Origin of the sequence: Odoribacter laneus YIT 12061 (genome assembly GCF_000243215.1) — a bacterium.
Lineage (GTDB): Bacteria > Bacteroidota > Bacteroidia > Bacteroidales > Marinifilaceae > Culturomica > Culturomica lanea.
Genome location: NZ_JH594597.1, coordinates 161100 through 180090 on the forward strand (window position 1 = coordinate 161100; position 18991 = coordinate 180090).

Here is an 18991-nt window from a genome sequence, read left to right on the forward strand (position 1 = left end):
CTAAATAAGCTTTTTCTTAATATCCTTTTTCCTGCAATTTAGCCTGAATTTTCTGTCCCAATTTCATACCCCATTGTTGTCCGGCCTGCATAGTTGCCATACTGATATGGGGAGCAGAAGACCCGAGTTTTTTTCCTGCCGGAGACTGATAAAATTTAATCACTTCTTCCAAATCTTCCTGCGTTAAATACTCCTGATAGATGGGAACCAACATATCCACTAAATCGTTAAAAGCCGTGTTTTTCATCTCTTTTTCCATTTCCTCCCAAAATTCTCCCGGCACCTGCGGCAGCTGCGGTTTCATCATCTCGATCATTTGAGGCACAACCATTTCGAAAGTCTTATCACTACCGGAAACCACCAGCATTTCTTTCAACGTCGCCTTATAATCTTTCGGTTCAGAACATTTGATTCCCAACGTTACTCCCAGAACCAAAATCATACATACTAAAATTTTTTTCATAATGTTTATTATTAAAATTTATAATGGCCGGATTTCTTCCCGGTTTTAAAAACTAAATTGGAAACGTCCCTGAATAAAATCAAATTTTTCTTTCCCCCCTACCGCATGAGAATCTGTCCACATATGCGTATAATTTAATTTTACTCCAATATATTTGTTGATAAAGTAATTGATCCCCAAAGTGATATCCTGTTCTTTACCTCCCCAAATACCCGCCTGCCGATCGTTTAGGTCCGTCACATTATAACGGAAAAGCAACTCCAGATTTTTAGGATCCGGGTTGGATACCCCACCCTGCGAACGATCATACTTATATTGCTTATTTCCCCATACTAAATATCCCATTTGAACATAAACACCTTTGCCGGTATAATTTTCTCCCCCGGCACGATTGACATGAGCAGCCAGACACTCGCTCTGCAAATACGTGCCCCGATAAAACAAAATGACATCTGCACCGAATCGCCACTGATTAATCATATTTGTTATTCTCGTTCGTACAAACACATTTTCATTTTTACTCAAAACCTCTGTGGGAGCACCCCCTTTAAAACTAATCTCTTCCCGCTCGGCTTTATCGTGTTCACTGTATCTCACCCCTATTCCCAAATGCACAAGTTTTTCTTCGTCGTACAGCGGCCGGCCGATAAACTGAGCTGCAATTACATAACCTTCATCCAGGCTTTTGACATTGTCCGTATCCCCGTCGCTGAAAAAACCCGCCGAAGTGGTGATCGCACGACTGTTATAAATGTAACTAAACCCTACTTTACGTTTATCTCCGAAAACAGCATCGGTCACGGACATGGTCATCAGACGGAAACGAAGAGACCCTAAGCGATAATCCAATCCCCAATGTTCAAAATAATGTCCTACTTTCAACATATGATCGCCTCTCCGGTAAGCCACATATATATCTTTCAGCGATACCTTGCTGTCTCTATACCCCAATTCAATCTTCCCCTCCCAATTTTTCAAAAAACGGACACTGGTCCCCAACCGTACGTCCGAAATGACCATCCCATTTCCCAATCGGCTAGAATCACTGAAAAATATGCCTCCGTCAAATAAAGCTCTCCCCGTCATTTTCCATTCGAAATCCCCCGTAGACGATTTGACAAAAGCCTGAGCTATTATTTGTAAAGGAAAAAGAAGAAGAAACAAACCTAAAAAAAGTATTAACGTTCTCCTCCCGACACCATTTTTCATTCGATCTGTTTCCATCCTTTATATATAACTGTTCGCTTTTTGGACAGCTTCCTGGATATTACTACAGATATTTTCTTCTCCTATCCTGTCTGCTAAGCCCGATTTCTCCAAAACTTTCCGGACAGCCTCATTCACTCCCGAAAGCACCACCCGTATCTTTTCCTTTTCTGACAAACGATAAAGACTTTCTAAATTATGCAAACCTGTCGTATCCATAAAAGGCACTTTACGCATCCGGATAATCCGGACTTGGGGATGATCACCCAATATTTTCATACATTCATCAAATTTATTTGCAATTCCGAAGAAGAAAGGTCCATCGATTTCATATACTTCTATTCCTTTTTTTAAATTTAGTTTTTCCTCCTCGTGGTAAATTTCACCTTCCGCAGAAAGATCCACCTCATCTTTTACGACAGATACCTTCGTAACCTCACTCATTCGCTTCATAAACAAAAGCATCGCCAATAAAAGACCGACCTCAATGGCGATTGTCAAATCAAATATTACTGTCAATAAAAAAGTTGTCAGCAATACAATCACATCCGAACGGGAATTCCGGAGTAAAGAACGGAAAGTCCGCCATTCGCTCATATTATAAGCCACAATGACAAGAACCCCGGCCAAACAAGCCATCGGAATATGCTGGGTCAACGGTCCCAGAAATAATAAAATAAGCAACAATACAACCGCATGGATAATCCCTGCAATCGGACTGCGTCCCCCATTATTGATATTCGTCATAGTACGGGCTATAGCTCCCGTAGCAGGAATTCCTCCAAAGAAAGGTACGACTATATTAGCCACTCCCTGTGCTATCAGCTCTGTATTGGAATTGTGCTTATCTCCTGTCACCCCATCCGCCACTGTAGCCGAAAGCAAGGATTCAATAGCTCCTAAAATAGCAATTGTAAAAGCAGCCGGAAATAAAAAATGAATGGTTTCCATATTGATAGCCAGCAAGGTAGGTTGAGGCAAAGCCGCTTTTATCTGAAAACGATCCCCTATCGTTTCAATTCCCGTCACCCCCATATAGTTTTTCAAGACATAAACGACAGCTGTCATTACAACAATAGCCAGTAAAGATCCCGGTATCTTCTTGAAAAATTTAGGAGTTATCACAATCAACAGTATACTCGCTATCCCTACTAAAGCGGATGCCCCATGTACACTCCCCGCATTCCGAAAATAAGCTCCCCACTTGGGCAGAAAATCAGCAGGCATTTCCGCCATTTGCAATCCGAATAAATCCTTGATCTGGGTCGTGAAAATCGTCAAGGCAATTCCACTTGTAAATCCAACAATAATCGGATAAGGGATAAAACGGATAACCGTTCCCAATTTCAATACTCCCATCAACAACAAAAAGATACCAGCTAATACCGTTGCAATAGCTAATCCTTCTATCCCAAATTTACTGATGATACCATATACGACTACAATAAATGCCCCCGTCGGTCCCCCGATCTGTACATTACTCCCTCCTAAAAAAGAGACAATAAACCCGGCTATTATAGCTGTAATCAACCCTTGTTCCGGACTAACTCCGGAAGCTATACCAAAGGCAATAGCCAAGGGTAAGGCTACAATACCGACAATAATACCCGCCATTAAATCTGTGAAAAATTTTTCTTTCGAATAATTTTTCCAAATCGTAAACAATTTAGGCTGAAAATCAAGTCTTTTCTTCATATTAAAACGACACTAATTAGCACATTCTTTCCTGTTAGAAAAACAATTCGCAAAAATAGTTAAAAATTATTTAAATATAATCTTCTATACTTCAAAAAATCGGATTTATCCTCTCCTTTTTAAATAGGAAACGTCCGAAAAAACAAAACGGAAAGCAGACTAAAAAACAAAATCTGTCCTTTACTTCTCTATTCAGCTTAGCTTGTGTTTGCGGTTGATGGAGTTTTTACAGGGCATTTATGCTTCTTTCGCAAGGGAATCAGATTTTTATATTTCCGTTTTTTTCTCTAAAATCTGTTCATTACCTTTGTCTGAAAATTAAACCTATGGACATTTCTATTATAGAAGGTACAATAAAAGTTTTAAAAAATAATAATTTTGAAGTTTTTTCAGCTTCTGATCCGGAAGAAGCCCGGACCATTTTCCTCAACGAAATATATACACAACTGCAGCCGGCAACGGTAAGTTGGGGGGATTCCCAGACGCTGCAATCTACTCATGTATTGGATGACTTGGAGAAAAATCCGGAAGTGGCGCTGATCCGGACTTTTGGAGCAGGCATGAGCCGTACCCAAAAAGTATATTGGCGTCGTCAGGCCCTTCTGGCGGATTTATTCCTCGCAGGCACAAATGCCGTGACCCAGAAAGGACAATTAGTCAATTTGGACATGATTGGAAATCGTGTGGGTGGCATTACTTTCGGACCGAAAAATGTCGTGCTCTTTATCGGTGTCAACAAAATTGTTCCGGATATAGAAGCAGCCATGCAACGTATTCGTACGTGGACAGCCCCTCAAAACATTCTGCGTCACCAAGGGTTTAATACCCCTTGCCGGAAAACCGGCACTTGTATGGATTGCCGTAGTCCGCACCGCATATGCAATACCTGGACAATCACGGAAAAATCTTGGCCGGCGGGAAGGATAAAAATTATTTTGATTCATCAAGAATTAGGATTATAAAGAATTCAAGAGAATGCTCCAAAAGAATTTTTAGGACAGATGAAAGGCTCTTTAAGCCTGATCAGCAAAGCCTTTCAAATTTTGAGGGAAACTTACGGTCCTGATAAACAAATACGGACGAGGAACGCTCCTCCCTCTCGGCAGCATCGTACGAATCCGCTCCCCAAGGAAACATCTGTCTTCTCAAAAGGAAAACTTATCCTTCTGGACAATCTCATTTCTACTCCTTATTCAAAAGGAGAAACACAAAACCGACAGGAAAGATAAAGATGAAGAAAAAACGAGAACTATTTCACAAATCCAAAGAATTTGCCGACCGTATTCTGGTTTCTTTAAAGTTCCGTAATTTCAGACTTTATTTCGGAGGAATGTGTGTGTCTTTAGTGGGTACCTGGATACAACAAATTGCCATGAGTTGGCTGGCTTATAAACTGACAGGCTCGGTCTTATTCTTGGCGGGAATTACATTTATGGCTCAAATTCCCATACTCCTGATCACTCCTTTTGCCAGTGTCTTTGTCGATCGGTTCAACAGACACAGCATTTTACTTTTCACCCAGTCCCTATCTGCCTTACAAGCATTATTACTGGCTTGGTTAACCTTTAGCGGAGTAATCGAAATCTGGCACCTCATGGCTCTCAGTTTAGCCCTAGGATTAATCAACGCTTTGGATAATCCAGCCCGGCAGGCATTTTATCCGGGTTTAGTCGCTCCTGAACATCTAAACAACGCCATCGCCCTTCATTCGACGATTATCAACGGCTCCAGGCTTATCGGACCGGCTATCGGCGGAATCATCATCGGCATAGCCGGAGAAGCTTTTTGTTTTTTCATCAACGGGATCAGTTATCTGGGAGTCATTATCGCTTTGCTAAATATGCATTTACCTCCCCGGCATTCCCGAAAAACACATCCGCCTGTACTGACCGATCTCAACGAAGGATTTCTATATGTAACCGGACATCTCCCCATTCGCTCTCTCCTGCTATTGATGAGTATTGTCAGTTTCTTCGGGCTACCGCTTGTGACCTTCATTCCCGCCTATGTGAAAGATATTTTAAACGGAGAAAGCGAAATGCTGGGCTATATGTTATCCTGTATCGGCCTGGGCTCCCTGATGGCAGCCCTCGGTTTAGCCGCCCGTAAAACCATGGTGGGACTGGAAAAGCTCATTACGATTCATACTTTCCTATTGGGCATCTCTTTAAGTTCGTTAGCTTTTATCCACAGTCCGCTTCTAGCAGCCCTCATACTTATTCCGGCCGGATTCTCTATTATCATGACCGTTGCGACTATCAACAGTTTATTACAGGCTTTGGCAGATGAAGACAAACGGGGGCGGGTAATGGGCTACCTGGCCATGACCTTCACAGGTATCTCTCCTTTGGGGTGTATGGCATTAGGTTATTTGGAAAAATACACCCGTTTACCGGCTATCATCCTTCTGGCCGGAATTGTATGTATTCTTGCCAGCATCACATTTGAATACTATAGACCACTGATCTACAAATACAGTGGTCCCCTATTGTTGGGAAAAGGAATTAAAAAATCAAGCCCACCCGCTAAATGACATTTTTTTCTTTCAACTTCAGATAAGCATTGATCACGCCTACCGATAAGTCTTCCGGACGACACAATAAAGCTGGAATCCCTTGCTGCCTTAAAACCCGCACGATGCGCTCTTTTTCCACCGTAAATTCCAGTGCCAGAGTATGAAAATAAATGTCATATACACTTTCTGCCGTCTCTTCTGCCACCTCCCGGATTTCGGCATTCTCAAATAATACGACCAAGAGCAAATGCTGACGGGTTAACTTGCGCAATAGGGGCAACCGCCTCTCCAAACCGGCCATGCTTTCAAAATTGGTAAACAAAACCAATAAACTACGAGTCTGTACAAAACGGTTAACCGCTATATACATTTGTTCGAAATCCGATTCCAGAAAATAAGTCTGCTGGTTATAAAGAGCTTCGTTGATCCGTCTCAATTGACCTCCCCGGTTGTCCGATTTTATAAAAATATCAGAAGTATTTGAAAAAGTATATAAACCTGCCCAGTCTCCTTTCTTCAATATTACATCCGTTAGAGCCAAAACAGCATTTATAGCATAATCCAGCATTGTCATCTCCCGGAAAGGGAATTGCATCGTACGGCCTTTATCCAGTAAACAATAAACAGACTGCGCTTTTTCATCTGTATAAGAATTGACCATTAAACGATTGCACTTTGCTGTAGCCTTCCAATTGACCCTCCGCGGATCATCCCCGACCACATAGGGTTTTATCTGATCAAAAGACGTGCTCGCTCCCACCGGCCGAACTTGTTTATCTCCGGGATGTTGCCTGGCTCCAATCGCCATGAGTTCATATTTTCTCATTTCTGCAAAAGCCGGATAAACGACAATTTTCGTTTCTTCCCCCAAAGAAAAACGACGCTCGGCGAATCCCCAGAAAGTAGCAGCAAATACCTGAATTTTCCCAAATTCATATTCTCCTCTTTTTACAGGCCGGAGAGGATAACAGATGACTTTTTCTCCCTGGCTCTCCATTTTACACCTTTTCGTCAGCGTACGTATCTGAAAAGGAATAGGGATTTCATCCAAAATCCGTAAATATACCCGCCAAGGATAACGATTCTGTAAAACAATTTTCACTTCATTGTCCTCCCCGTTCGAAAACTTCTCTGCCAACTTTCGACGGCCCAGAATAGCTTCTTTTGTCGTAAACAGCAATAAAATATCCATGACTACTCCTATCCCTACTATTCCTATTATCCCCCACACTCCCCAGTAAAGAACAGGAAAAATAAAAGCCATTACCAGAGCAAACACCCCGATGATACAAAAGATAAAAAAACGCGACGGCAAATATAATTCCCGAAATATCCTCACAATCTACTGAATTTAAATAAGTTCTCTTTTTTATACCTCATTTCACCGAGGTACTTCTACTTTCGCGGCCAACTGTGTAATCACCTGATCGACCGAAATCCCTTCCAGTTCCCTTTCCGCCGACAATTGTATCCGATGCCGGAAAACAGGCTGAGCCAGCCGAATAATATCTTCAGGTACTACAAAATCCCTTCCCTGAAGGGCGGCATAAGCTTTCGCTCCTTTCATTAATGCAAGGGAAGCCCGGGGAGATGCTCCCAGATAAAGCCATCCGCTTTCCCGGGTCATCTCCACCAACCGGACGATATAAGCTTTGATTTTTTCATCTACCCGGACTTGCATAATTTGTCTCCTCAATTCTTCCAGCTCTTCTATCCCCAAAACAGGAGACAATTTTTCCCAATCCATAATCTCTCCCGAATCGTGCAGACGAAGCACCTGCATTTCTTCCTCGAAAGTCGGATATCCGACAGAAATCTTAAAAATAAACCGATCCAGTTGCGCTTCCGGCAAACGATAAGTTCCTTCATGCTCTACCGGATTTTGAGTCGCTATAACCAGAAAAGGATAATCCATCCGATATTCTCGCCCATCGTTTGTTATTTGTCTTTCCTCCATCACTTCAAACAATGCCGCCTGAGTCTTTGCTGGGGAACGATTGATTTCATCTACCAATAATATATTCGTAAAGACAGGTCCTTTCCGATATTCAAATTGCCCCGTCGACGGCATAAATACCGAAGTTCCCAACACGTCGCTAGGCATCAGATCCGGCGTAAACTGGATGCGGCAAAAATCAGCGTCGATCAAGCGTGCCAGAACTTTCGCCATCAAAGTCTTGGCTACTCCCGGCACCCCTTCTACCAATACATGTCCATCCGCCAATATAGCCGTCAAAAGTAAATCAACCCATTCCTGCTGACCGATAATTATCCTCCCAATCTCCCTGCGCAAAGAATCCAGTTTATCTTTCAAATTTGTAAAATCAATCCGGGATTCAAAGTTTATTTTTAGTTCTTCCGTCTGCGTTTCCATACTTTATTTTTTATCATTAAATAATTCCACTAAACTTACCAATTCTTTTAATCTCATTTCACTGACCTGCTTTGTCTCCCGGATAACGGAAATCAGCTGTATCAATTGCTTTACTTTCCCTTCTTCTCTTCCGGATCGCTGGGCTAGTTGCTCCACCAATCGTTCATCCAGTTTTTCTGTATCCAGTTTATATTTTATAGCTATTCTATCCAGAAAAAACGCTATCTGTTTTAAAGCTATCCGGTAATGATCCCGTTGTTTATAATACAAGGAACTGATAGCCGAAATAAACTCCAACGACTTATTTTCCGGCGGCCGGATGACAGGCATAGCCCGTTGTTCCCGCTTAAAACGGAACAGCAAATACAAAATTCCGCTTACCAATAATAAATACCAGGCCTCTTTTAAAGCTGGATAGCGAAGAATCACCCGAAACGGGCTTTCTCCCCCTTCCGGACCAGAAATTTTGTATTCGTCCCATATCACATTTACTTCCTTGGGTAAACACGATAATGCCTTGTAATAATATTTCCCTTCTCCTGCCCCCAGGATATGATAATTCGTAAAAGCATGCGGATTCAGATTCAGGAAAATCTTTCCCCGGCCATAATTTACCTGAACAAAATCCGGGTAATCCTTTTCCGTCACCGTACCCAAAATCTTCCCCCCAAATCCTTCCTGAGGTTCAAAATAAGCAAAAAACTTTTTACGGAATAAATACTGCCAACCCGTTGTATCCACCTTCAGCTGATGTTTCTGTTCCTCAAAATTACTCTTTCCCTTCAAGTGAAATAAGGAAAGTAAAGTATCAGGCATTTGTAAAGCGGCAATAAACATATAGTTCCCTTTCTCTACAAAATCAAGTAAATACTTCATTTCCACCGGATCTGTTTGAAATCCATAATTGACAAATATATAAGCAGAAGGACAAAGCGTATCCATATATTCTAATCGTTCGGGCACCGGACTGCGTGAAATTTCAATTTTCCCTTCCGGAAAAAGATAAGGCAAACTCTTACTGACAATATAAGTACCAAAAGGTATTTTGTCGTTGACGGAAAAAGTTTCCCTCCAGTCAATCGTTGCCGGACGATTCGTTTCATACCAGATATAGAACAAAACGAAACTTCCCATCAGAACAAGATAAAGGTAAATTTTCAATTTCATGCCCCCACCTCCTTTTCAAAATCCAGGAAGTAATGCCGGGTCTTCCGATAAACTTCCTCATCTATTTCAAAATTCCCATAACATACGCAATCAAAAACATAAGAAAGATTGCGAAAAGCTTCCCTTTTTTCCGATGGAATTTCCCGGATATAAGAAGCATTCGTTTTATATATATCCCAATGTATCAATTCTTTTTCATTCAACAGATAGAGCACATTTAAATAATGAATCCTCACAGCGCTTTTATAATCCCGCATTTTCAAAGCTTCCCCTAAAAGTTTCCGATACCTATCCGAATCGGAAAGTACCAAAGTATCCACGGATTCCCTTTTAAATTTTTTCTTCTTCTGTCCCCAAGGAGCTATTATTCCCGTTTTTATCATCAGATACAGGGCAAAAAAGACACAACCCACAGCTATTATTTTGAATAAAAATCCTAAAATATCTGCCGTAGTTTCAGCAGAAGCACCTCCGAGAAGGTCTGAAAGCCAACGAATAAAGCGAGCTCTCCAAGCATTCTCTTCCACTACTTCTGTATAATCAAAGGCCGGCTCAGAACGGAATTTTTCGATAAAAATATTTCCCGGCGAACGTACTTCATAGAGCGAATCCCTTACCGGTTCTGCCGATAAAGGAATAACAATACTGCAGAAAATCAACAGTCCACTGCCGTATTGTAAAACCATCTTTATGCCTCGCTTAAATTGCATTTTCACCGATACTATTGATTTTCTTATACAAAGAATGATGCTCACGTCCTTCCCTTATACTGAAAAATTTCAAGCTTATACCTATAAAATAAATCGTGTACAAAAAATTCTGCCCCAAAGAGGCTAACAACAAAAAAGCGGAAGCTATATAATTATTTTCCGGATTTCCTGTCACCAAACTGGGAATATATAAAACCCAAGTAGGGATCAAAAAAATATAAGACAGAAGACTGATGATCAGATTGAGAATGATTCCATACCCAAAAGTACTCCACCACTCTCCCCCAATAAAAGAAAGCGAGAAACCTTCCTTTATTTTTCTGTCGGCCATGACAATCAAATAACCTCCGAAAGTCAGGGTAATAAAAAAATAAATCCCGGGGATAATGAGAAATAAAGTAGCCACTAAGCTTATACATACATAACCGATTCCCCATATCCCTAAAGAAAGTCCTTTACGCCTCATGACAATCCACACTTCCCGGACGCTTATCCGATTCTTGTCTCCTGTTTCACATTTCTCCTGGTATACCCGTATATAAGATAAAGTTGTCAACATTATCCAATAGACGACTACAAGATTAAAAAAATAACTCCAAAGGATATTGCCGTTAAAATTAAATATATCTGCTGCGGATTTTCCCTCTGAATAAAAAATAAGATCCCGTAAAAAAGTACTTTTAATCAAAACATCCATCCCCAAAACAGGTAATGCTAGGTAACAAAAACATATTAAAAACGATTTAAACTCCTGCTTGATAAAAACAAAAGTATCCGTTAACAAATCCCCGAAACTCCGCCGTTGATATAAATCAATTTTTTCCATGTTTTCTTTTATTTACCAAAAACGGGTAAAGTCCGAAATAGCCTAAAACACCGATAAATGACAGGGAAACACACCCGAACCCCACCGCCGGATAAGAATCTGCATAACGGGTAATAAAACTTTCTATTCCCCCGGCTAAGATAAAAAAAGGAATTAATCCCACGACAATCTGAATCCCTTTTAAAGCTCCCTTTTTAAAGGATTGAATACGGGTATAAGTACCGGGAAATAAAAAACTATTTCCGATAATTACTCCTGCTCCTCCGGCAATCACAATGGAAGTAATCTCAAAAGTTCCATGCGCCCAGATCGAGGAAGCGGAATGCAGAAATAATCCCTGAGCATAAAAAAAATATTGAAAAGCTCCTAACATAACGCCATTGGAAAACAAAATCCACAAAGCTCCTACAGAAAAAAAGACTCCAAAAACAAAAGCAATGAAAGACACCCGTATATTATTGAGTGTAATTTCCCAAAACATCTCCCACTCCTCGCCCGAATTATATATTCCCATAGGAGTTCCCGCCGCAATATTATCCAACGTCCGATTGACATAAACATCTCCTAAAATAAAACGGACAAAAGATACTTCATGGCCAGCAGAAAACCATCCGACGATAACAGAAACAATGAAAAACAATAATACAAAAAGCATCGTTTTTCTCTCTTTGAAAAGTAAAAGCGGAAAATCTTCTTTCCAAAAAGCCAACAACCCCTTTTTTCTCTCTGAGCGATAATGATAAATCCTCGTCTGGAAACGGGCCATTAATTGGTTGAGGTATTTTTCTGTAGGGCTTCCCGGGTAAAACGTTCGTGCATAAGAAAGATCATCCGATAATTCTATAAAATCAGATGCTAATTCATCCGTATATTCGGGTCCTTTTCTCTCTATTTCACTCCATCTCTGTTTATTTTTTGCTATAAATTTTGCTTCTTTCATTGGACAGAAAAGAATTAGTAGCTCATTCGTTCATCCCGGACAAATGTATTTTTAATAACAAAAATAGATTATTTTATCAAAAAATAATATGTTTGCAGGACACAATTCCATTTCCCATGAAAATATCTGTCAATACTGTACAAAATGTCGGCATCGACTATGAGCTGGCAGGTGTAGGTCCCCGTATACTGGCTACCCTTCTGGATTTCCTTATTTTAGGTTCTCTATCGCTTCTTTTCGCTCTTATAGGAGGACTGGGAGTGAGTATCAGTCAGGGAAGTACAGGCAGTGTTGTATTTTTTATTATCCTACTCAGTCTCCTCCCCCTGTATCACCTGCTTTGCGAATTATTTTTCCATGGGAAAAGTATCGGAAAGATGGCTTTTCGTCTACAAGTTGTCCGCTTAGACGGGAAAAAGGTAAGCTTTTGGGATTATATGCTACGCTGGGTTTTTCGATTAATCGACATCACTCTTACCAGTGGGGTGACAGCTCTTCTTTCGATTGTCCTTACAAAGCATACGCAAAGAATCGGCGACCTGGCAGCCGGCACAACAGTTATCCGGCAGAAAAACCCCGTTAGTTTACAGGACTTAACCCGTCATGCAACTCCTGCCGAATATACGGTTGTATTTCCGCAAGTCAGCCTGTTGTCCGATCGGGATATACGGATTATAAATGAAGTAATAGCCGAAGTTAACCGCAGTCTGGATTTTAAACTACTGGATCCGCTGGCTAAAAAAATAAAAGAAGTCACCGGCATTTCTTCCCCTATGGATAACCAGACTTTCATAAAAACCATTTTGAAAGATTATTATCATTTGGCCCAGGAATAAACAACAAATTTCAAAGATAAGATTGTAGAAAACCTATTTTGGAAACCTGTCCTTCTCTTTGATTTGTTTACAATCTTTAGGGATTCTTCCCGGTTTTTCCTTCTTTTGTTTAACAAATAATAAGTCTTTATAATTGTCCGGTGACTGGGTAATCCATAATTTTATACGACTAAACGAAATAAAACAAATTATGAAAACAGTATTACACAAAGCGGATACCCGGGGACATTTCAATCACGGCTGGTTACGCACTTCTCACACTTTCAGTTTTGCAGATTATTACGATCCGCAACGCGTCAATTTCGGAGCTTTACGAGTACTAAACGACGATTCCATCGATCCCGGTACAGGTTTTGATATGCATCCTCACCGGAACATGGAAATCGTATCCATCCCTCTAAGTGGCGCCTTAAAGCATCGGGACAATATGGGAAATACGACCGTACTGCATCAGGGAGAAATTCAAGTAATGAGTGCAGGTACAGGGATATTGCATAGCGAATACAATGCCAGTAACGATAAAAATACCGATTTTTTACAAATCTGGGTAATCCCCGACAGAATGAATGTGACCTCCCGTTACGAAACGGCTCGGATCAACGATATCATCCGACGAAATGAAATTACAGAAATTATATCTCCCTACCCCGGTAAAGAAAAAGAATTATGGATTTATCAGCAGGCTTGGTTTTCTATAGGAGAACTCACTAAAAATACCCGTCATACCTATCACTTCAAATCTTCCCATAGTTTCGGAGTGTATGTTTTCGTTATCGAAGGGGCTGTTATCGTAGAAGGTTCCTTTTTAGGCAAACGGGATGGACAAGGGATATACGACACCCAAACTTTTGGCATTGAAGTGAAAGAAGACTCAAAAGTCCTTTTTATTGAAGTTCCCGCCGTCCACTAAGTAACGGCTTCATCCCTTAAGGCCGTTTCAGAAAGTAAAGCTTTATTTTTCTAATATTCTGTGCTCTTTTCAGAAATTGACAGTTGGGACAAAAATTTCTGATAAATAACTATCTATCAGGGATTTTCGTCCCAACTATCAATAGAATGCAAATCCGTTCCTCAAGGAATATTGAATGCCAAAAAGGCAAAATTTCACCTTTTTGGACATTCATTTTCTTTTACTTCGTTTCTAGCAAAAACTATTTTTTAGCTAACTGAAGCAAGATCTCCAGCACTTGAATAGCGCTCTTCGAAACCTTCGTTCCGGGGCCGAACACAGCAATTGCGCCGGCATCGAACAAGAATTGATAATCCTGATGAGGAATAACTCCTCCTACATATACCAGAATATCTTCCCGTCCCAGTTTCTTCAATTCTTCGATAACAGCAGGAACCAAGGTTTTATGACCGGCCGCCAAAGAAGAAACCCCGATAACATGCACATCGTTCTCTACAGCTTGTTTAGCTGTTTCTGCCGGAGTCTGGAACAAAGGACCCATATCTACGTCAAAGCCCATATCGGCATATCCCGTAGCCACAACTTTTGCTCCCCGGTCGTGTCCGTCCTGTCCCATTTTAGCGATCATAATACGCGGACGACGACCTGTTAATTCTGCAAATTCGTCGGCCATTTCTTTTGCTTTCTTGAAGTCAGCATCTTCGTTAGCTACACTTGAATATACTCCGCTCACAGTTCTGATTACAGCTTTATAACGTCCAACAACTTTTTCACATGCATAGGAAATTTCTCCCAGAGAAGCACGTTTCTTTGCAGCATCTACGGCTAATTCCAACAAATTCCCTTCTCCTGTTTCCACACATTTTGTGATAGCATCCAGAGCTGCTTCCACTTCAGCCTGATTCCGGTTAGCTTTCAATTCCTTCAAGCGGGCAATCTGAGCTTCGCGTACAGCTGTATTGTCAATTTCCAGAATATCGATCGGATCTTCTTTGTCCAAACGATACTTATTGGTACCGACAATCGTCTGCTCTCCGCTATCAATCCGAGCCTGCGTACGAGCTGCAGCTTCTTCAATACGTAATTTCGGAATTCCGGATTCTATCGCCTTGGCCATACCCCCTAATTTTTCAATTTCCTGGATATGTTCCCAAGCTTTATGTACAAGTTCATTGGTCAGATTTTCTACATAATAAGAACCTGCCCAAGGATCGATAGCCTTACAAATGGTTGATTCTTCCTGAATATAAATCTGGGTGTTACGGGCAATACGGGCAGAGAAATCGGTCGGTAAAGCAATTGCTTCATCCAAAGCATTGGTATGCAAGCTCTGTGTATGTCCTAAAGCAGCTCCCATAGCTTCGATACAGGTACGTCCTACATTATTGAACGGATCCTGCTCGGTCAAAGACCAACCGGAAGTCTGTGAATGCGTACGTAACGCTAAAGATTTCGGATTTTTCGGATTAAACTGTTTTACAATTTTCGCCCATAACAATCTCCCGGCTCTCATCTTGGCAATTTCCATAAAATGGTTCATACCAATAGCCCAGAAGAAAGACAAACGAGGAGCAAATGCATCGATATCCATACCGGCATTTACTCCAGCCCGTAAGTATTCCAAACCATCAGCCAAGGTATAAGCCAATTCAATGTCGGCTGTTGCTCCGGCTTCCTGCATATGGTAACCGGAAATCGAAATCGAATTGAATTTCGGCATGTTTTTAGAAGTATACTCAAAGATATCAGCTATAATTTTCATCGAAAACTTAGGCGGATAAATATAAGTATTCCGCACCATGAATTCCTTTAGAATATCATTCTGAATGGTTCCGGACAACTGATCCAAGGTTGCACCTTGTTCCAAACCGGCTACGATGTAGAAAGCTAATACAGGCAATACGGCCCCGTTCATAGTCATAGAAACAGACATCTTATCCAATGGAATCTGATCGAACAGAATCTTCATATCCAGAATAGAGTCCACAGCTACACCCGCTTTTCCAACATCCCCGATCACACGCGGATGATCCGAGTCATAGCCACGGTGCGTTGCTAAGTCGAATGCCACAGACAATCCTTTTTGCCCCGCAGCCAAGTTCCGGCGATAAAAGGCATTGGATTCTTCAGCAGTCGAAAATCCTGCATACTGACGGATGGTCCAAGGACGTAAAGGATACATAGCAGAATACGGACCGCGTAAATAAGGAGGAATACCGGCAACATAATCCAGATGTTCCATTCCTTTCAAATCTTCAGCCGTATATACCGGCTTAACGGGTATTAATTCCGGCGTCGTCCAGTTTTTGGCGATATGATTGGCCTTTTCCCATTCTTCAGCTGAAAGGGAAGCCTTTTGAGACGCCTTAATATCTATATTTTTGAAATTTGGTTTCATATATTTTAAATCTAAAGAGTGATAGAAATCAGAGGGTTTAAAGTAGAATTTCTTCCCGTCCCCTTTCTTTACTCGTTCATTATTAAATACCTAATTTTTGCTGATAGCCGCTCAATTCTTCTAACACATTATTCTTTACGTGTATATAATTGGTCAATCCTTTGGCTTCCAATTCAGGACGGCTTTCCGGATTACCGGCTACTACGATAATCGCTTTATCTTTGAGTCGCTCAAAAGCTTCAGGAGCAAATCCGGCATATTCATCGTCAGCACTACAAAGTACTACAATAGCGGCTTTGTTATCCAAACAAGCTTTTACACCTTCGTCTACGGTTTTAAAACCATTGTTATCCACTACCTGGAATCCGGCACAAGCGAAAAAGTTGCAGGCAAACTGAGCCCTTGCCTTCCGCATAGCCAGATTTCCCATCGGGAACATATATACTACGGGACGACCGTTCTTAGCAGCATACATATCCGTTTTTAAACGCAATGCTTCAAACGCCTGTGTACCCCGATAAGGTTTTAAGGTTTCTACTGTAGCCCCTTCGACAGCGTGATCTTCTGGTTCTAACACACAAGAACAAATCGCTTTTTCTATCTTTTCATTGAAATTGGGGAACTGATTGGTGCCCACAAAATTCTCTTTCCGCTGAGCAATCGCCAAATCTCTGGCTTGAGCCGTTGCTTTTACAGCAGCTTGAATAAAACCTTTCTTGAAAGCTTCTATATAACCGCCTTCTTCTTGTACCTGTAAAAATAATTTCCAGGCAGCTTCAGCTATATTTTCCGTCAGCTCTTCAATATAATAAGAACCTCCGGCCACATCTACGATACGGGCAAAATGTGACTCTTCTTTCAGTAACAATTGCTGATTGCGGGCAACACGTTCGCCTAATTCAGAAGGTTCACATTCATAAATATCATCGTACGGATGTACTGTAAAAGAATCGACCCCACCCAATACGGCAGACATTGTTTCTGTCTGTGTACGCAACATATTCACATTCGGATCATACACAGTCTTATTCCATTCTGAAGTTTCTGCATGTGTATTCATTTTACAAACAGAATCACAACAAGGATTGTAAGCTTTTACAATATGAGCCCATAAATAACGGGCTGCCCGTAATTTAGCAATTTCCATAAAATATTTGGAACTCGTAGCAAAATGGAAACGAATGCGGGGAGCAATCTCATTTACACTCATTCCAGCTTCTGTCAACTTATCCAGATACTCTACTCCTGCAGCCAAACTAAATCCCAACTCCTGTACAATAGAAGCACCGGAATTATTGAATACATATCCTCCTACTTCTATGGTCTTGAAATTTTTATAAGCAGCCATTTTTTTGGTGTTTTCCAGAGGAGCACCAAAAGGATTCTCACAACAAATCTTTCCCTTTAAAGTCAAATTTGTCAACGGATCGATATTTATACCTCCCTGTATCTTTTCCGGATCAATTCCCCGTTCTTCCACTACCGCCATAAACGCATCTACAATAGAGCATTTTTTACATTCGCACACAAAATTGATTTCGACACATTCTAAACAGATATCTTTCAACAAAGCCTCCATATCAGCTTTTGAAAACTCACGACAACCCGTGAAAACAAATCCTAACGAATTTACTCCTCTGTTTAATACGTCTAATGCTTTCTTATTGGCTTCGGCAATGTCTTCTACCCGGATATCCTGCCGCACATACCAATCATTGTTATCCTTTTTATTGCCTCTTACAAACGGGAACTCTCCCGGCAAACACTCGAGATTTTTAAGGTCTTTCATGTTTTCTAACCGATACATCGGCTGAACATTAAAACCCTCATTGGTTCTCCATACGAGCTTTTTATTGAAATCGGCCCCTTTCAGGTCGACAGTAACTTTGTCCACCCACTCCTGCATAGTGTTAGGCGCAAACTCACTGAAAAGCTTCTGATTTACATTTTCTGCCATAATTTATATATTTAACTGTAACTGTTTATTGTAAAAAACGAACAAATTTAAGTCTTTTAAAGGATTAAAAAAATTATTTAGTGCCTTTTTTCCTTATTTACAACGTTTGACTCCAACCTCCAAATTTTTATTTCTCAACCAGATAAACATCTCTCTCTCCTTCTTCCTGTTAAAATCTTCTCATAAAAAAAGCTGTTCTCCCCGAACAGCTTCTTCTGTATATTTGATAAATTCGAATGATTAACTGTAAATTTTTAAAAATCTATTGAATGACAAAAATTAATTTCTCGGTATCATAACCACGTTCCCGAATTCTAGTCAATAAGTCGGTCAATAAATTTCCACTCAATTCCTTCGTCCGACTCAATATCCATAAATATTTATCCGAAGAACTGCCTACAATAGCATAAGAATAATGCTCCTCATCCAATTCCATGACATAATAATCACTATAAATAAAAGGGAAAAAAGAAACTCTCAACTTTCCGGGCTGAGATTTATCCGGTAATTTGGCTTTTCCTTTGATAAGATGCCAAGCCCCTTTTTTCCAACCCCGATTCAATACTTTTATTTTCCCATCTTCCTGTAAACTATATTCAGCCGTCACTCCATCCATTCCTCTTTCAAAACGATGATTAAAACGGGCAATTTCATACCACTTCCCCATGTAACGCTTCAGATCAAGCCTTGCAACAGTTCTGTTATCAATATTATTCGTCATATGCGCTAAAAGATTTTTTCCTATGTACGTAAAAATTAAAAAGAAGTTATTAATACTTCCGATTCACACATATTAACGAACGTTTTATTAGTGTGTTAAAAGCCAAAAAAGATAGATTGAAAGGATAAATTTTTATAATAACAGTGAGTATAAATGTATATAAAAACGAACTGATTATAAGCATTGTATGAAGGAATAATATGATTGCTTTCTTTTTTTCAAAAAAGTTGTCTTTTCTTTTTATCATTCAAATTTCAACTATAAAAAACGTTC

Annotated in this window: 16 protein-coding genes; 4 read left to right on the forward strand and 12 right to left on the reverse strand. The window is 40.5% G+C overall.

What is annotated here, in order from left to right; all coding sequences use genetic code 11:
- Positions 1–16: 16 nt before the first annotated feature.
- Genes HMPREF9449_RS12980 through HMPREF9449_RS12990 form a run of 3 tightly spaced genes read right to left on the reverse strand, consistent with a single transcriptional unit; the run spans position 17 to position 3364 of the window.
- Positions 17–463, reverse strand: a complete 447-nt coding sequence (locus tag HMPREF9449_RS12980) for a DUF2059 domain-containing protein (RefSeq protein WP_009137720.1) — start codon at positions 461–463, stop codon at positions 17–19.
- Positions 464–508: 45 nt separating this feature from the next.
- Positions 509–1687, reverse strand: a complete 1179-nt coding sequence (locus HMPREF9449_RS12985) for a porin (RefSeq protein ID WP_009137721.1) — start codon at positions 1685–1687, stop codon at positions 509–511.
- Between the two features lie 3 nt (positions 1688–1690).
- Positions 1691–3364: a SulP family inorganic anion transporter gene (locus HMPREF9449_RS12990; RefSeq protein WP_009137722.1), complete on the reverse strand. Its 1674-nt coding sequence runs from the start codon at positions 3362–3364 to the stop codon at positions 1691–1693.
- 326 nt (positions 3365–3690) lie between these two features.
- Here HMPREF9449_RS12990 and HMPREF9449_RS12995 point away from each other — a divergent pair, with 326 nt between their 5' ends.
- Together HMPREF9449_RS12995 and HMPREF9449_RS13005 are read left to right on the forward strand one after the other, a co-directional pair.
- A complete protein-coding gene (locus tag HMPREF9449_RS12995; protein WP_009137723.1) occupies positions 3691–4326 on the forward strand; it encodes a lactate utilization protein in 636 nt (211 codons plus the stop codon).
- 269 nt (positions 4327–4595) lie between these two features.
- On the forward strand, positions 4596–5897 hold the full coding sequence (locus HMPREF9449_RS13005) for an MFS transporter (protein WP_009137724.1): 1302 nt from the start codon (positions 4596–4598) through the stop codon (positions 5895–5897).
- On the opposite strand, the gene HMPREF9449_RS13010 is transcribed toward HMPREF9449_RS13005, so the two are convergent.
- From HMPREF9449_RS13010 to HMPREF9449_RS13035, 6 genes are read right to left on the reverse strand one after another with little or no spacing between them, the layout of a single operon-like run.
- Positions 5890–7218 (reverse strand): DUF58 domain-containing protein, encoded by a 1329-nt coding sequence (locus HMPREF9449_RS13010; protein ID WP_009137725.1) that lies wholly within the window; start codon positions 7216–7218, stop codon positions 5890–5892. The genes HMPREF9449_RS13005 and HMPREF9449_RS13010 overlap by 8 nt on opposite strands.
- Before the next feature lie 42 nt (positions 7219–7260).
- Entirely contained in the window at positions 7261–8253 is a 993-nt protein-coding gene (locus HMPREF9449_RS13015; RefSeq protein ID WP_009137726.1) for an AAA family ATPase, read from the reverse strand.
- Positions 8254–8256: 3 nt separating this feature from the next.
- The gene (locus HMPREF9449_RS13020) at positions 8257–9420 is read right to left on the reverse strand and encodes a DUF4350 domain-containing protein (protein WP_009137727.1); all 1164 of its coding nucleotides are present in this window, start codon (positions 9418–9420) and stop codon (positions 8257–8259) included.
- Positions 9417–10130, reverse strand: a complete 714-nt coding sequence (locus tag HMPREF9449_RS13025; RefSeq protein ID WP_040611946.1) for a hypothetical protein — start codon at positions 10128–10130, stop codon at positions 9417–9419. Before HMPREF9449_RS13025 ends, HMPREF9449_RS13020 begins: the two co-directional genes overlap by 4 nt.
- Positions 10120–10956 carry a hypothetical protein gene (locus HMPREF9449_RS13030; protein WP_009137729.1) on the reverse strand — a complete coding sequence of 279 codons (837 nt, stop codon included), beginning with the start codon at positions 10954–10956 and terminating at the stop codon, positions 10120–10122. The genes HMPREF9449_RS13025 and HMPREF9449_RS13030 overlap by 11 nt, the downstream gene beginning before the upstream one ends.
- Positions 10943–11896, reverse strand: a complete 954-nt coding sequence (locus HMPREF9449_RS13035; RefSeq protein ID WP_009137730.1) for a stage II sporulation protein M — start codon at positions 11894–11896, stop codon at positions 10943–10945. Before HMPREF9449_RS13035 ends, HMPREF9449_RS13030 begins: the two co-directional genes overlap by 14 nt.
- 116 nt (positions 11897–12012) lie before the next feature.
- Here HMPREF9449_RS13035 and HMPREF9449_RS13040 point away from each other — a divergent pair, with 116 nt between their 5' ends.
- Both HMPREF9449_RS13040 and HMPREF9449_RS13045 read left to right on the forward strand, forming a co-directional pair.
- Entirely contained in the window at positions 12013–12732 is a 720-nt protein-coding gene (locus HMPREF9449_RS13040; RefSeq protein ID WP_009137731.1) for an RDD family protein, read from the forward strand.
- A gap of 190 nt (positions 12733–12922) precedes the next feature.
- Positions 12923–13642, forward strand: a complete 720-nt coding sequence (locus tag HMPREF9449_RS13045; RefSeq protein WP_009137732.1) for a pirin family protein — start codon at positions 12923–12925, stop codon at positions 13640–13642.
- A 241-nt stretch (positions 13643–13883) separates the two neighbouring features.
- Here HMPREF9449_RS13045 and scpA read toward each other — a convergent pair whose 3' ends face one another.
- The 3 genes from scpA to HMPREF9449_RS13060 form a co-directional block, all read right to left on the reverse strand.
- Positions 13884–16040 (reverse strand): methylmalonyl-CoA mutase, encoded by a 2157-nt coding sequence (scpA, locus tag HMPREF9449_RS13050; protein WP_009137733.1) that lies wholly within the window; start codon positions 16038–16040, stop codon positions 13884–13886.
- Positions 16041–16122: 82 nt separating this feature from the next.
- On the reverse strand, positions 16123–17997 hold the full coding sequence (locus HMPREF9449_RS13055; protein WP_009137734.1) for a methylmalonyl-CoA mutase family protein: 1875 nt from the start codon (positions 17995–17997) through the stop codon (positions 16123–16125).
- 262 nt (positions 17998–18259) lie between these two features.
- Positions 18260–18718, reverse strand: a complete 459-nt coding sequence (locus tag HMPREF9449_RS13060) for a lipocalin family protein (RefSeq protein WP_009137735.1) — start codon at positions 18716–18718, stop codon at positions 18260–18262.
- Between the last annotated feature and the right edge of the window lie 273 nt (positions 18719–18991).

What these genes read in the sequence shown, in the direction of transcription:
- HMPREF9449_RS12980 (WP_009137720.1), bottom strand. Translation starts at nt 463, where the DNA reads ATGAAAAAAATTTTAGTATGTATGATTTTGGTTCTGGGAGTAACGTTG.
- HMPREF9449_RS12985 (WP_009137721.1), bottom strand. Translation starts at nt 1,687, where the DNA reads ATGGAAACAGATCGAATGAAAAATGGTGTCGGGAGGAGAACGTTAATA.
- HMPREF9449_RS12990 (WP_009137722.1), bottom strand. Translation starts at nt 3,364, where the DNA reads ATGAAGAAAAGACTTGATTTTCAGCCTAAATTGTTTACGATTTGGAAA.
- HMPREF9449_RS12995 (WP_009137723.1), top strand. Translation starts at nt 3,691, where the DNA reads ATGGACATTTCTATTATAGAAGGTACAATAAAAGTTTTAAAAAATAAT.
- HMPREF9449_RS13005 (WP_009137724.1), top strand. Translation starts at nt 4,596, where the DNA reads ATGAAGAAAAAACGAGAACTATTTCACAAATCCAAAGAATTTGCCGAC.
- HMPREF9449_RS13015 (WP_009137726.1), bottom strand. Translation starts at nt 8,253, where the DNA reads ATGGAAACGCAGACGGAAGAACTAAAAATAAACTTTGAATCCCGGATT.
- HMPREF9449_RS13020 (WP_009137727.1), bottom strand. Translation starts at nt 9,420, where the DNA reads ATGAAATTGAAAATTTACCTTTATCTTGTTCTGATGGGAAGTTTCGTT.
- HMPREF9449_RS13025 (WP_040611946.1), bottom strand. Translation starts at nt 10,130, where the DNA reads ATGCAATTTAAGCGAGGCATAAAGATGGTTTTACAATACGGCAGTGGA.
- HMPREF9449_RS13030 (WP_009137729.1), bottom strand. Translation starts at nt 10,956, where the DNA reads ATGGAAAAAATTGATTTATATCAACGGCGGAGTTTCGGGGATTTGTTA.
- HMPREF9449_RS13035 (WP_009137730.1), bottom strand. Translation starts at nt 11,896, where the DNA reads ATGAAAGAAGCAAAATTTATAGCAAAAAATAAACAGAGATGGAGTGAA.
- HMPREF9449_RS13040 (WP_009137731.1), top strand. Translation starts at nt 12,013, where the DNA reads ATGAAAATATCTGTCAATACTGTACAAAATGTCGGCATCGACTATGAG.
- HMPREF9449_RS13045 (WP_009137732.1), top strand. Translation starts at nt 12,923, where the DNA reads ATGAAAACAGTATTACACAAAGCGGATACCCGGGGACATTTCAATCAC.
- scpA (WP_009137733.1), bottom strand. Translation starts at nt 16,040, where the DNA reads ATGAAACCAAATTTCAAAAATATAGATATTAAGGCGTCTCAAAAGGCT.
- HMPREF9449_RS13055 (WP_009137734.1), bottom strand. Translation starts at nt 17,997, where the DNA reads ATGGCAGAAAATGTAAATCAGAAGCTTTTCAGTGAGTTTGCGCCTAAC.
- HMPREF9449_RS13060 (WP_009137735.1), bottom strand. Translation starts at nt 18,718, where the DNA reads ATGACGAATAATATTGATAACAGAACTGTTGCAAGGCTTGATCTGAAG.